Genomic DNA, 14196 nt, shown 5'->3' with positions numbered 1-14196 from the left:
CCCTGCCATGACCGCCCCGCTTGTCACCATTCTGGACGATGAACCGGATATCCGCATGATCCTTGCGGATGCGCTGGAGGATGCGGGCTTTCGCACCATGGCATTTTCGCGGGCCACAGAATTTGAAGCGGCGCTGAAATCCACCACGCCGGATGTGTGTCTTGTGGATCTGGGACTGCCGGACAAAGACGGGCTGACGCTGGTGCATCGGCTGGCGCTGGAGGTCGGCGCGGCGGTGATCATCATTTCCGGGCGCGCGCAGGTGCAGGACAGGATCACCGGGCTGGAGCTGGGGGCGGATGACTATATCATCAAGCCCTTTGACCCGACCGAAGTGGTGGCCCGCGTGCGCGCTCGGCTGCGCAAGGAGCGCGGCGCAGCGCCAGTTGTTGCCAACACAGCGCAGTTTAACGGTTGGACGGCGTATTTTGACCGCTATGTGCTGGAGGATGAAGCGGGCGTTGAGACTCCTTTCAGCCATGCCGAAGGCGAAGTGTTGCGCTTGTTTCTGGACAGTCCCAAACGCCTGATCAGCCGCGCGCAAATGCAGGAAACATTGGGCGGCGCTGCTGGTGAGAGCTTTGACAGGGCGATGGATGTGCGCATTTCGCGGCTGCGCACCAAGCTGCAGGAAGACCCGAAAAACCCACGCCTGATCAAAACCATATATGGTGCTGGGTATATTTTTCTTGGGGATGTGGAGTGGCGCTAGGTGCGCATATTTAGTGAATTTGGTCACACCAAAAACCAAATGTAGATTTTTACCCCGATATAGTGTAGTCTGTCTTCAGTAGCGTCGAGCAGATCCCCTGAGCGCTGGCTGTGATGCAGAATGGGGCAGGCAGCTGTACGTTTGGGGACGTGCAAAGCCACACACGGGACCGCCGCGACACATCGGGCGCGGCACCATCGCGGGGACAAGAAACAAAAACGATCACTCCCGCCTTCCCCGCAGACCAAACCACCGGCTGCGGGGAATTTTTGTGCAAACAGTGGACTCTAGAGTGTCCGGTTATTTGACCACAAGAGTTTTCCAGCCGCCGTTTTCGACCACGGAAATCACCACCTCATCTGCGCCGCGATGATCATCAGGGCCGTAAGTGATGCGCGAATCCGTTACGTCGTCCATGTAGTCGAGCGTTTCCATCGCCGCGAGGAAGCTTTCGTGACTGAGATCTGGCCCGGCGGCCTCAAGCGCGCGCACGACTGTGTCGGCCGCTGAATAGCCAAGCATGGCAAAACCAGAGGCAGGCTGATCAAACTTGGCTTTGTAATCCGCGATGAACTTGGCAGGCACGGGATCTGCCGCGCGTTCGTAGAGATCGCGCCAACCTGCCGCCGCATAAAGCCCTTCGGTCACGCCACCGGGCACCTGAGCGACCGGTTCCAGAAAGCCTGCGGAAGTGTTGAGAAATTTCACATCCGTCCAGCCAAGTTTCTTGGCGGTGCCGACCACGGTGATGCCCTGACGCACGCCCAGCGCCATGGTGATGATGTCACATTCCGCTGCCTTGAGTTTGGTCAGAGAGCCGACAAAATCCAACTCGTCAGGCTTGTGGGTGGTTTCCCCCGCCATGGTGAGGCCCAGCGTATCGGCCGCATCGGCAGTGGATTCCGCGATCTCTTTGCCGAAGTCAGACGGGATATACATGGCGCAGACTTCTTGGGCGCCAAATTCCTCGGCCAGATAGGTCACGCCGACCTGCACCTGATCGTAATAGCTTGAGAAGCCGATGAATTTATTGTCCATCGGTTCCTGAAGCATCTGACGCGCCGCAGAGAGCGGACCGATGTTGGGAATGCCTTTGGGATCGAGCAATTTGAAGCCTGCGGTGTTCATCGGCGTGCCAAGGCTGAGCAGCATGGCAAAGACTTTGTCGCGGTTGAGCAGCTTGTTGTAGCCCTGCATCGCGCGCGGGATCTGATAGCCGTTGTCCTCCACAACAAAGCGGATCTGACGCCCGTGCACGCCGCCCGCGCTGTTGGCTTCTTCAAAGCGCAGATTGGCCCCGTTCACCGCCGGAACACCGACGGCTGCAAAAATCCCGCTGAGGTCATTGACCGAGCCAATCACCACTTCGCTGTCGCTCACGCCCTGCGTGTCCGCAGCGACCTGAGAGGCCAGCGCCACCGCGCCAACCGCCAGTGCCGTCGTCAGATGTTTCATAGTTTCCTCCCGTTTGCTGCTTTCAGCTTAGTACATTTCCTCAATCAGGCTTGCGTGTTTCTTTTCCACAAAGCTGCGCTTGAGCTTCATGGTGGCTGTCAGTTCTTCGTCCTCTGCGGTGAGCAGCACGTTGATCAGACGGAAATCCTTGATCTGCTCGACGCGGGCGAACTCCTTGTTGACCGCATCCACCTCTCCTTTGATCAGGTCGACCACATCCTGCGCCGCACAGAGTGAGGCAAAATCGGAGAAGGGCACTTTGCGGTCCTGAGCGTATTTCTCCACGTTTTCCTGATCAATCATGATCAGACAGCTGAGGTATTTGCGCGCGTCGCCAATCACCACCGCATCGGAAATGTAGTGGCTGAACTTCAGGCGGCTTTCGATTTCGGCGGGGGTGATGTTCTTGCCGCCGGCGGTGATGATGATGTCTTTCAAACGCCCGGTGATGGTGACAAAGCCGTCCTCATCGACGCGGCCCACATCGCCGGTGCGCAGCCAGCCGTCAGCGGTGAAGGTCTCTGCGGTTTTTTCATTGTTGCGCCAGTAACCCTGAAAGTTGTTGAGCCCCATGGTCTGGATTTCGCCATCCTCGGCAATGCGCACCTGAAAGCCGGGGCAGGATTTGCCCACGGTGCCGATTTTGTTCTCATCAGGCAGGTTGATGGAGCAGAGCCCGGCGTTTTCGGTCATGCCGTAGCCCTCAAGCAGGGTCACGCCGATCGCCCAATACCAGCGGATCAGCTCTGGTGAAATCGGCGCAGCCCCAGTGCCGCCGCGGCGCATTTTGTCCATGCCAAGCATCCGGCGCAGGTTGCGCAGCACCAGAAAATCCCAGACCGCATAGTTGATCTGTGTTCCCATGGGCACGGGTTTGCGCTCCAGCAGATAGTCTGCGCGTTTGAGCCCCGCCTTGACCGCCATGGAAAAGGCAAAACGACCAATCGGCGTGGCCTCCTGCGCCATCACCAGAACGCGGGAATAGATCTTTTCCCACACGCGCGGCACGGCGGTGAAATGCGCGGGCGAGACCTCGCGCAGGTTGTCAAACACCGTCTCGGGGCTTTCGGCAAAGTTCACCGTGGCCTTCCCGGCAATCGGGAAATAGGCCGACACGTTACGCTCCAGAATGTGACACAGCGGCAGGAAGCAGAGCTGTTCATCTTTGTCAGAGGTCGGCAAAGCGTGTGCACCTGAGACACAGGCGGAGATGATGTTTTCCTGAGACAGCATGGCCCCTTTGGGCATGCCTGTGGTGCCGGAGGTGTAGATCAAAAGCCCCGTGTCATCGGGTTTGGCCTTGGTGATCTCAGCCTCAAACATACCGGGGTTTTCAGCCGCAAAGGCGCGCCCGGTGTCATAGAGGTCTTCGATGAAGACGCATTTTTCGTGGCGCAGGTCGTGCAGCCCGTCCTGATCCAAAATGATGACCTTCACCACATGGCTGGCCTGATCCTCAATCTCCAGAAACTTGTCGAGCTGCTCGTCGTTTTCCACAAATAGGAAGCGGCTGCCGCTGTCGCGCAGTAGGTATTCCAGCTGGCTGGCGCTGTCGGTGGTGTAGACGCCTGAGGCGATGCCGCCGACACACTGAATGCCCATGTCGGCATAGAGCCATTCCTTGCGGTCCTCGGACAGGATCGAGACCACCTCGCCGCGCTCAAGGCCCAGCGCGCGCAGGCCCATGCCGATCCATTTGGCGTGCTCCCAATAGTCGTGCCAGGAGTAGCTTTGCCAGATCCCGAGGTCTTTCTCGCGGTGCGCCGTGCGGGCGCCCAGCTGTTCGCAGCGTTTCTGAAACAGGCTGACCATAGTATCGCAGCCGTCCACCAACGCGGGGCGCTGACCGGGAATGGCGGAGACAATCACACCGTTGATTTCAACCTGCTCCGGCGGGCGGGATGTGTTGTGAATGTTCATGTCCAATCCTCCCTCAGCGCCATGTTTTCTTGCGTTTCCAGCGGCGTTCTCCGCGCGCGCCTTCTTCCTGATGGCCAAGATAGAAGGCTTTGATGTCTTCGCTTTCCATCAGCCGGTCGGCGGTGTCGTCCATCACGATGCGGCCCACCTCCATGACGTAGCCCACATCCGCGAGCTCCAGGGCGACTTTGGCGTTTTGCTCCACCAGCATCATGGTCACGCCTTCATCTTTGTTCAGGCGACGCAGAATTGCAAAAATCTCCTGCACCAGCAGCGGAGACAGGCCGAGGGAGGGCTCGTCCAGAAGCATGATCTTGGGCCGCAGCATCAGGCCACGGCCGATGGCGAGCATCTGTTGCTGACCACCCGATAGCGTGCCCGCCTCCTGATGGCGGCGTTCGGCGAGGATGGGGAAATAGTCAAAGACCATCTGCCGGTCTTTTTCGATCTCCGCCTTGTCAGACCGGGTGTAGGCCCCCAGCGAGAGGTTTTCATCCACCGTCAGCAGCGGGAAGACTTCGCGGCCCTCGGGCACATGCACGATGCCTTGCTGCACCACTTTGTGCGGCTCCATGCCCTGAATTTCGCGGCCCTCAAAGACCACCTGTCCTTTTTCAGGATCCATGATGCCGGAGATGGTTTTCAGAAGCGTGGATTTGCCTGCGCCATTGGCGCCAAGCACGGTGACCACCTGCCCTTGCTGCACCTGAAGAGAGACGCCACGGATCGCCATGATCGGGCCGTAGAAACTCTCGATGTTTTTGATATCAAGCACTGTTTCGCCCATCACGCCGCCCCCGCGCCCAGATAGGCCTCAATCACCGCCGGATCAGATTGCACCTGCGCGGGCGTGCCTTCGGCCAGTTTGGCCCCATCGGCCAGCGCCAGCACCCGGTCGGAGACGCCGGAGACCAACCCCATATCGTGCTCCACCATCAGAACGGTGATGCCCATCTGTTTGCGGATGTCATCAATCCACCAGCGCATGTCCTGGGTTTCTTCGACCGACAGGCCGGATGCAGGCTCATCCAGCAGCAAGAGACGCGGGCCGGAAGCAAGCGCGCGGCCCAGCTCGACCACTTTGCGCACGCCGTAAGGCAGACCGGCGATCATCTTGTCGCGGTAGGGTTGGAGATCGAGGAAGTCGATGACCTCCTCCACCGCCTCGCGATGGCGTTTCTCCTCGCGTCGCGCTTTGGGGGTGAAGAGCATTTCCTGCACCATATTGGTCTGGCGGTGGCGGTGCCGCCCCACCAGAAGGTTCTGCAGCACCGTGGCGTGATCAAACAGCTCGATGTTCTGGAAGGTGCGCGCGATGCCCAAATCGGCCACCGCATCTGCGTTGCGCGCCAGCAGGTCGTTGCCGTCAAAGGTGATCGATCCGGCATAAGGATCATAAAACCGCGAGATCAGATTGAAGACCGTGGATTTGCCTGCGCCGTTGGGGCCGACAATGGCGTAGACCTCGCCTTCTTCCACCGAAAAGGTCAGATCGTTGACCGCAACCACACCGCCGAACTTGAGCGTGGCGTTGGTGATATCCAGAAGCGCGCTCATCTCAGGCGCTCCGTTTTGAGGTAGCTTTTCTGGCGTTTGAACATGTCTTTGCGCGCGAACGGGAAGAGCTCGAACCAGATGCGGATTTTCATCCAGCGGCCGTAGATGCCCATAGGTTCAAACAGGATGAAGAGGATGAGGATCATACCAAAGACGCCGGTTTCCAGCCCCGGAATGGCCACCGAGCTGCCGCCGATCAGGTCTTTGGTGATTGACAGGAACTGCGGCAGGAAGGCGACCACCACCGCGCCAAAGAAAGCGCCGTGGATCGAACCCAACCCACCGATCACAATCATCATCAGGAGCGTGATGGAGATCACAATGGAGAAGGTCTCGTTGTTAAAAGCCCCGGCATAAAAGCCCATCAAAGCGCCCGCGAGCCCGGTGATGGCGCAAGAAATCCCGAAAGCGGCGGCCTTGGTGCGGGCGATGTGTACCCCCATGGCGGTGGCGGAGACCTCGCTGTCGCGCACCGCGGCAAAGGCGCGGCCCAGCGGCGCGCGTAGGAGATTGCGATAGCCCAGCGTGCAAAGGATCGTGACCGCAAGCACCAGCCAGTAAAACCGATCCGGTGTGGTCCAGCGCTCAATCTCGATACCGAAGATGGTGATCATCGGGGCAAATTTGCCGGACACCCCATCGGTGATCGGGTCCAGCAGCACGATGATGTCATCGGCCAGAATAGACAGCGCGATGGTGGCAATGGCGAGATAGATGCCGTGCAGGCGGATGGCGGGGATGGCAATGAGGGTGCCAACAACACCGGTGAGGATGCCTGCGGCGGGGAAGGCGATCAGGAACGGCCAGCCCTGTTCCATGAAGATTACGCAAGAGTAACAGCCCAGCGCCAAGAACGCCGCATGGCCGAGGCTGGCCTGTCCGGTCTGTCCGGTGAGCAGCATAAGCCCAAGACCGGCGATGGCCCAGATCAGCACGTTGGTGACTTCGCCAAGGTAAAATTCATCAATCAGCCAGGGCAGCAGCACGGCGATGACAATCAGCGCGGCATAGACGCAGAAACTCCAGCGATCGGGAAAGAGGCGGATGTCATGGTCATAAGAGGTCTTGAAATGGATCCGCATCGGCTCAGACCTTCTTGGTGCGGACCTGCGAGAACAGGCCGTGGGGTCGGAAGACGAGCACAAACAGCAGGAGCGCATAAGGCGCGATCTGGCTGTAACCGGCGGCGAGATAGCGTGCAGCGAAAGGCTCGATCACACCCACAATCAGCCCCCCCATAAGCGCGCCGGGCAGGCTGCCAAAGCCGCCGATAACGGCAGCGGCAAAAGCCTTGATGCCCAAAAGACCGGCGTTGGGATCAATCGCACCTTTTGAGGCAAATAGGATGCCAGCCACCGCTGCGGTTGCACCGGACAATCCCCAGATCATGCCCTGCACCCGTTTCACTGGTATGCCCATGAAATAGGCCGCCATCTGGTTCTGGCTGGCCGCCTGCATGGCGAGCCCCAGTTTTGTGCGCTGAAAGAACTGATAGAGGAAGAAGGTCAGCAGCACGGTGACGACAATCACTGCGATGTCGGCCATGCCCAGCACCACACCGCCAACGTTGAAATCGCCCACCGCAAGCGGGCTTTCCAATGTCTGCGGCTCGTGGCTCCAGATCGCACCGGCGACAAAGCGGATGACAAAGCCCAGCGCGATCGTGAGGATCACCACGGCGACCTGACTTTGCCCAAAGAGATGGCGCAGCACAAAGAAATCAAGCAGATAGCCCAGCACTGCCATGATGGCGATGGCCAGCGGGGCCGCCACCCAGAAGGGCAGCCCCATGTAATGCGCATTCGTGAGGCCCAAAGTAATAAAGGCGCCGAGCATCATGAAATCGCCTTGGGCGAAATTCACCTGTTCGGTCGCCTTATAGATCAGCACGAAGCCAAGCGCGATGAGACCATAGACACAGCCGTTCGCAAGCCCGCTGACGAGCAATTGCACAACTTCCAATGTTTCCTCCCTTGCCGACATTTTGTCAGCTTTCCGGGATCAGTGTCTGGAGGTAATATTGTTGCGTCAAGCCTAACACCTGACAAATTCTTGGAAAGCTCCGTTACGTCACCCCGATTTAACATACGCCTCCGTAGGTTAGCGCCTCTTCAACCCTTGCTAGATGCCGCGGTGCCGCAAAAGCCATTCGGTGTGACAGCCTGCGTCACCGAGAAACTCCGTCAAAGCGCGGTCCCGTTTCATGAAAAGCCCGAGGTCCATCTCGTCGGTCATGCCGATGCCACCGTGCATCTGCACCCCCTCTTCCGTGGCCTGCTGCCCCACATGGGCCATCTTGGCTTTGGCAGCGCGGCTGAGCGCCTCGGCCTCAGCGCTGCCGGCATCAATGGCGTTGAGCGCAGTGGCAACGAGCGAGCCCACCTGTTCCAATTCACAGTACAGATCCGCCGCGCGGTGCTGAAGCGCCTGAAACTGGCCAATGGTCACACCAAATTGCTTACGGGTGCGAAGGTATTCAAAGGTCTGTTCTGCGGCGGCCTTGGCCACGCCGAGTTGCTCTGCGGCGGCCACCGCACGGCCCAGACAGAGCGCGTGATCCAAGGCCTTTTGCGCTTCTGCGCCCGTGGCGAGAACCGCCGCCTTGGGCACAGATACCTCATCAAAGTGCACCAGCGCCGCATTGCGATCATCCAGCAGCCGCTGCGACGTGATCAAAACCCCTTCGGCCGCCGGATCCACCAGAACCAGCGCCAGCCCTTCCGCTGACTGCGCCGCTACAATCAAGCGGTCTGCGCCGCTGCCATCCACCACAAAACTCTTGCGGCCCGTCAGGGCCAGACTGTTGCCCGTTTGGCTCAATGTGGTTGTGATCCGGCCAGGGCGGTGTTTGGCGCCCTCCTCCAGCGCCAGCGCAACAATGGCGGATCCCTGCGCAATCTTTGCACCCCATTCTGCAAGCGCCGTGCCGCCGGTCTGACGCAGGAGGGACGCTGACAGAACCGCCGTGGAGAGAAACGGCGCCACCGTCAGGTTGCGCCCAATCTCCTCTGCGATCACGCCCGCTGCCCGCGCGCCAAAATCCGCGCCATCGACCTCTTCGGGCAACAGGATGCCCATCCATCCCAGCTCTGCGAACTCGGAAAGGATCGCGCGGTTGTCGCCGTGCGCAGCGTCGTGTTCGCGCAAGGCCCGAAACGCCGCGATCGGGTGGGATTTGCTGAGATAGGCCGTGGCGGCATCGGCCACCATCTGGTTATCGTCATTTAAGATTTCCATCTCCGCCCCCTTAGCTTGGCAAATTCAAAATGGCTTTGGACAGGATGCCCAGCATCACCTCGGAAGTGCCGCCTTCGATGCTGTTGCCCTTGGAGCGCAGCCAATCCTGCGCCGCCCGCCCCGCGTCATTGGCAGGGCCTTCCCAGACCAGATCCTCAGCGCCTCCCGCCGCCACGCGCAGGCTTTGACGGCGCTTGTTGAGCTCGGTGCCGAGGTATTTCAACTCCGCAGAGCGCGCGCCCAACTCATGGCCCGCCCGCATGTAGGCGCGGGTCATCTCCACATGGGCGTCAAAGGCCAGTTCATCCACCAGAAAGCGCCCGAGCTCTGCGCGCAACATCGGATCCTCCAGCCGCCCGGCGTCATCGAGCCCAATGGCCTGTGACGCATCAGCGATCAGATCGGTTTTGGCAAAGATCGCGGCATCGGAGCCGCCAATCATCTCGCGTTCATGGGTCAGCAGATATTTGGCGATGGTCCAGCCCTGCCCCCGCGCGCCGACGATCTGATCCTTGGGCACCTGCACAGCATCAAAGAAAGTCTCACAAAACGGCGATGCGCCGGAGATCAGCTTGATCGGTTTGGTGGTCACCCCTGCGCTCGCCATGTCAAACATCAGGAAAGAAATCCCGGTGTGTTTCTTGGCCTCAGGCTCGGTGCGCACCAGGCAGAAAATCCAATCCGCCTTATCGGCATAAGAGGTCCAGACCTTCTGGCCGCTCACCTCGAAGAAATCACCCTTGTCCTCGCCTTTGGTCTGCAGGCTGGCCAGATCAGAGCCTGCGCCCGGCTCGGAATAGCCCTGACACCAGCGTATTTCGCCGCGCGCAATTTGCGGCAAATACTTGCGTTTCTGGGCTTCGGTGCCGAATTCCAGCAGCGCTGGCCCCAGCATCCAGATGCCAAAGCTCTGCAAAGGCGGGCGGGCATTGATCCGCGCCATTTCTTCGGACAGGATTTTCTGCTCTGGCCCTGACAATCCGCCACCGCCGTAGGCCTTGGGCCAGGCCGGCACGGTCCAGCCACGGGCGGCCATCACGTCGAGCCACTCTTTTTGAGCCGAAGACTGAAACACGTAGTTTCGCCCGCCCCAACAAATATCCGACTCCCCCATAGGTTGACGCATTTCTTGTGGGCAATGGGTGTTCAGCCACTGCCGCGTATCCTGGCGAAACTGTTCCAGCTCTGTCATCGTACCCTATCCCTGCACCTGCTTTGGTGCAGATGCGAGCACGGAGGCCAGCGCGCTGTCAATTCTACGCCCCGGTATCTACGCGACGTCAGAAAAAGAAGAGAAGGGGCCTAACAGTCCCGCAAGCATCGCGTGAAACGACCGGCGGCAACAGTGAGACCCCTTCTCATTTTTCAAGTATTGCCGCCGGTGCCCCCCTCTCAGGTGCCACCAGCGAGTCAGTCAAAACGTTCCGTCAGCCGAGCAGACCGGCCTTTTGGAACAGAGCTTTCACATCATTCTCCGGGCGCGCCCCGTAGTGGCTGATCACTTCTGCCGCCGCGATGCAGCCCATTTTGCCGGAGGTTTCCAGCGACTGTCCGGTGGCCACACCATAGAGGAAGCCACAGGCAAACTGATCCCCGGCGCCGGTGGCGTCCACTGGCACAATTTCATTCACCGCAACGGTGGCCTCTTCCTCGCCGCTGAGCAGCACCACGTCTTTGCCTGAGCGGGTGCAAACCACCATGCCAGCGTCCTGAGCGGCCTGTTCAAGCGCGGTGCTGAGGTCGGTCTGATAGAGCGAGGCCCATTCGTGTTCATTGCCAATCACGAAATCCAGTTCTTTCACCAAACGGCGGAAATCGTCGCGGTGGCGCTCTACGCAGAAAGGATCAGACAGGGCAATGCCCGCCTTGCCGCCGCCGTCGCGGCAGAGTTTGGCGGCGCGCTCAAAGGCTTCTTTGCCTTTGGGTTTGTCATAGAGGTAGCCCTCAAGGAACAGGAGCTGTGCCTGACCGGCCACATCATCAGAAACGTCATCCGGGCCAACCTCAGAGGAGATGCCCAGATAAGTGTTCATGGAACGCTCGCCATCCGGGGAGACAAAGATCATCGAGCGCGAGGTGGGCAGCTCGCCGCCTGGCACCGGCGGGTTCACAAAATCGGTGCCGCCGATCTCCATGGATTGCGCATAAAACTGGCCAAGCGCGTCATCATGCACACGGCCAATGAAGGCGGTGGAGAGGCCCAGCGCACCGAGGCCCGCGAGCGTGTTCGCCACCGAGCCACCCGGTGCCTGTGTGCGGTTGGTCATCGCCGCATAGAGCATTTCGCCCCGCTCTTTTTCCACAAGCTGCATGATGCCTTTCTCGATCCCCATAAGATCCAGAAAGCTGTCATCAGACTGGCTGATCACATCAACAATGGCGTTGCCGATGCCGACAACTTGATAGTTTTTCATAGGTTTTTGTCCTCAAAAAGGCAGAGATCGCGGATGAGACAGGTGCCACAAAGTGGCTTGCGTGCTTTGCACACATAGCGGCCGTGCAGGATCATCCAGTGATGGGCGTGGAGTTGAAAATCCACGGGAATTTGGTCTTCGATAGCGCGTTCCACGGCGACCACGTCTTTGCCGGGACAGACGCCGGAGCGATTGCCGAAGCGGTAGATGTGGGTGTCCACAGCCTGTGCCGGGTACTGCCACCACATGTTCAAAACCACATTTGCGGTTTTGCGGCCGACACCAGGCAGGCTTTCCAATGCGGCGCGGGAGTTGGGCACTTCACCGCCGTATTGGTCGACCAGAATGCGCGATAGTTTGATCACGTTCTTGGCTTTGTTGCGGTAAAGCCCAATGGTCTTGATGTGGTTTATGACCTCCTCTTCGCCCAAATCGAGCATTTTCTGCGGCGTATCCGCCAGTTTGAAAAGCTCTTTGGTGGCGCGGTTTACACCGGCGTCGGTCGCTTGTGCGGACAGGGCAACCGCCACCACCAAAGTATAAGCGTTGACGTGATCAAGCTCGCCTTTGGGGTGGGCTTCAGCTGCCTCAAACCGCGTGAAGATCTCACGGATCGTGTGGTAATCAAGTTGCTTTGCCATCGCTGCCTGTTTTGCACCGGGCCGCGCAGTGAAACAACCCCGCAGAGGTCCCGTAACTGCGGCTCAGGGTTGCATTATGTCAGAAGTTCCCCTGCCAAGGATGAGGCTGCGGCAATTCTGCGGGGGCAGGATTGTGCCCTGTGCATAAGCCAAACTTCCCAACGATTCCTTTTGGGAATCGCTGCGATCCACATCCCATGTGGCAGGGACGCCACAGCGCCTGATGAGCAACTGACCCCGAAACAATAAAAAAACGGTGCTTTCGTGCCACCACATAGTGTGCGCCGAAAGTTTTCATAAAATACACGCATTAAGAGAAGGTAAATTCGCGCACCTTTTGACCAGATGGCAATTTCTATTTTCCCACAACAACTTACCCACCTGTGGATAGATTCTTTTTCTGAATCCTCTGAGTCAAGATCGAAGTTCAGTTGCTCGCGTGAGCACCAGCTTGCTAGGTTCTGACAGCGATTCACATCGCCTTGGGGGGGACAGACGCTGACACGCTATGGCTTTGCCATGCCAGCCAGCTGATCCGGTTACATCATGGATGTAACTTTATCAGTTGGTGGGGTGTATGCTGTTCCGACAAATCTGCGCTTGCGCGTTAGACGCACTCTACCTGGGATCTGGGACTCCCGGAACGGTAGGGCTATGTCTAATTTGTTGCCGTTAAGGCCTTCAGACGACGTGATCATGGGACAAGACTAAGACTGGGCAAAGCCCGGCGCGACGGAACGTTTGAAGGAACACGGGAACAGATGACCGACGAAAAATGGGGCGACATACAGCAAGACCTTCTCAAGACGGTTGGCCAGAACAATTTTAAAACCTGGATCGAGCCGGTCGATCTAGCGGAGCTGAACGAGGGTGTGGCCACCTTCCATGTGCCGACCAACTTCATCGGCAACTACGTGTCGCAAAACTACGGTGATTTGATCTTGCACCAGCTGAACCAGGCTGGCGCTGACGTGCAGAGAATGCAATTCAAAGTTGCATCACAGCAACCGCGCCGCGCAGTGAGCACAGGCGCCGCAACGGCGACTGCGACACCAGCAGGTGCAGCTGTGAGCGCGGGTGCTGCGGCAAAGACTGCGTCGCACTCTGAAACCGAAATGACAGGTGCCCCGCTGGACGCGCGCTTCACGTTTGACAGCTTCGTTGTCGGCAAACCGAACGAGCTGGCCAATGCTGCGGCACGCCGTGTGGCCGAAGGTGGCCCTGTAACTTTCAACCCGCTGTTCCTCTATGGTGGTGTGGGTCTGGGTAAGACACACTTGATGCACGCAATCGCCTGGGAGTTGCAGGCACACCGCCCCGATTTGAACGTGCTGTATCTTTCTGCAGAGCAGTTCATGTACCGTTTTGTGCAAGCGCTGCGTGACCGCAAGATGATGGACTTCAAAGAGCTGTTCCGCTCTGTTGACGTTCTGATGGTGGATGACGTTCAATTCATCGCGGGCAAGGACAGCACACAGGAAGAATTCTTCCACACCTTCAACGCACTGGTGGATCAGAACAAGCAGATCATCATTTCTGCTGACCGCGCGCCGGGCGAAATCAAGGATCTGGAAGACCGCATCAAGAGCCGCCTGCAATGTGGTCTGGTCGTTGACCTGCACCCCACAGACTATGAGCTGCGCCTTGGCATTCTGCAGAACAAAGTCGACAGCTACCGTGAGCAATACCCTGAGCTTCAGCTGGCTGAGGGTGTGCTGGAATTCCTGGCCCATCGCATTTCCACCAACGTGCGCGTGCTGGAAGGCGCGATGACCCGTCTGTTTGCCTTTGCCTCTCTGGTGGGTCGTGAGATCACCATGGAGCTGACGCAGGACTGTCTGTCTGACGTGCTGCGCGCCTCAGAGCGCAAGATCTCTGTTGAGGAAATCCAGCGGAAGGTGGCAGAGCACTACAACATTCGCCTGTCGGATATGATCGGTCCCAAGCGTGTGCGTACTTTTGCCCGCCCGCGTCAGGTGGCGATGTATCTGTGCAAACAGCTGACCTCCCGTTCGCTGCCGGAGATCGGTCGCCGTTTTGGTGGGCGCGACCACACAACAGTCATGCACGGTGTAAAACGCATCGAAGAGCTGCGCAGCTCTGACGGGCAAATCGCAGAAGATCTGGAAATGCTGCGCCGGGCGCTGGAAGCCTAAGCGACAAATCCGCATCAAACGCCAAATACGTTACCAAAACGCCGCGCCCACAAGGGCTGCGGCGTTTTCCATACCCCTATACGCTTGACGGCCCCTCAGAAGTG

At 58.7% G+C, this 14196-nt stretch carries 12 protein-coding genes; 2 read left to right on the top strand and 10 right to left on the bottom strand.

Features of this window, described 5'->3' with window-relative positions:
• Positions 1-7 precede the first annotated feature (7 nt).
• Positions 8-712 carry a response regulator transcription factor gene (locus tag J7413_RS10435; protein ID WP_209098014.1) on the top strand — a complete coding sequence of 235 codons (705 nt, stop codon included), beginning with the start codon at positions 8-10 and terminating at the stop codon, positions 710-712.
• A gap of 300 nt (positions 713-1012) precedes the next feature.
• Here J7413_RS10435 and J7413_RS10430 read toward each other — a convergent pair whose 3' ends face one another.
• The 10 genes from J7413_RS10430 to nth form a co-directional block, all read right to left on the bottom strand.
• Positions 1013-2167, bottom strand: a complete 1155-nt coding sequence (locus tag J7413_RS10430) for an ABC transporter substrate-binding protein (protein WP_209098013.1) — start codon at positions 2165-2167, stop codon at positions 1013-1015.
• 27 nt (positions 2168-2194) lie between these two features.
• Positions 2195-4087 (bottom strand): long-chain fatty acid--CoA ligase, encoded by a 1893-nt coding sequence (locus tag J7413_RS10425; protein ID WP_209098012.1) that lies wholly within the window; start codon positions 4085-4087, stop codon positions 2195-2197.
• Between the two features lie 13 nt (positions 4088-4100).
• The gene (locus J7413_RS10420) at positions 4101-4874 is read right to left on the bottom strand and encodes an ABC transporter ATP-binding protein (RefSeq protein ID WP_209098011.1); all 774 of its coding nucleotides are present in this window, start codon (positions 4872-4874) and stop codon (positions 4101-4103) included.
• Positions 4874-5644: an ABC transporter ATP-binding protein gene (locus J7413_RS10415; protein ID WP_209098010.1), complete on the bottom strand. Its 771-nt coding sequence runs from the start codon at positions 5642-5644 to the stop codon at positions 4874-4876. The genes J7413_RS10420 and J7413_RS10415 overlap by 1 nt, the downstream gene beginning before the upstream one ends.
• Positions 5641-6726, bottom strand: coding sequence for a branched-chain amino acid ABC transporter permease (locus J7413_RS10410; protein ID WP_209098009.1), 1086 nt, complete (start codon positions 6724-6726; stop codon positions 5641-5643). Before J7413_RS10410 ends, J7413_RS10415 begins: the two co-directional genes overlap by 4 nt.
• 4 nt (positions 6727-6730) lie before the next feature.
• Positions 6731-7606: a branched-chain amino acid ABC transporter permease gene (locus tag J7413_RS10405; protein ID WP_209098053.1), complete on the bottom strand. Its 876-nt coding sequence runs from the start codon at positions 7604-7606 to the stop codon at positions 6731-6733.
• 159 nt (positions 7607-7765) lie between these two features.
• The gene (locus tag J7413_RS10400) at positions 7766-8881 is read right to left on the bottom strand and encodes an acyl-CoA dehydrogenase (protein ID WP_209098008.1); all 1116 of its coding nucleotides are present in this window, start codon (positions 8879-8881) and stop codon (positions 7766-7768) included.
• Positions 8882-8891: 10 nt separating this feature from the next.
• Positions 8892-10073 (bottom strand): acyl-CoA dehydrogenase family protein, encoded by a 1182-nt coding sequence (locus J7413_RS10395; protein WP_209098007.1) that lies wholly within the window; start codon positions 10071-10073, stop codon positions 8892-8894.
• 235 nt (positions 10074-10308) lie between these two features.
• On the bottom strand, positions 10309-11295 hold the full coding sequence (locus tag J7413_RS10390; protein WP_209098006.1) for an adenosine kinase: 987 nt from the start codon (positions 11293-11295) through the stop codon (positions 10309-10311).
• Positions 11292-11936 carry an endonuclease III gene (gene nth, locus J7413_RS10385; protein WP_209098005.1) on the bottom strand — a complete coding sequence of 215 codons (645 nt, stop codon included), beginning with the start codon at positions 11934-11936 and terminating at the stop codon, positions 11292-11294. Before nth ends, J7413_RS10390 begins: the two co-directional genes overlap by 4 nt.
• Before the next feature lie 761 nt (positions 11937-12697).
• On the opposite strand from nth, the gene dnaA reads away from it, so the two are divergent.
• The gene (gene dnaA, locus J7413_RS10380) at positions 12698-14092 is read left to right on the top strand and encodes a chromosomal replication initiator protein DnaA (RefSeq protein WP_209098004.1); all 1395 of its coding nucleotides are present in this window, start codon (positions 12698-12700) and stop codon (positions 14090-14092) included.
• Positions 14093-14196 lie beyond the last annotated feature (104 nt).

Origin of the sequence: Shimia sp. R10_1, from assembly GCF_017744095.1 — a bacterium.
Taxonomy (GTDB): Bacteria; Pseudomonadota; Alphaproteobacteria; order Rhodobacterales; family Rhodobacteraceae; genus Shimia.
Note: the sequence above shows the minus strand (reverse complement) of the source record. Positions and strands in the feature narration are given on the sequence as shown.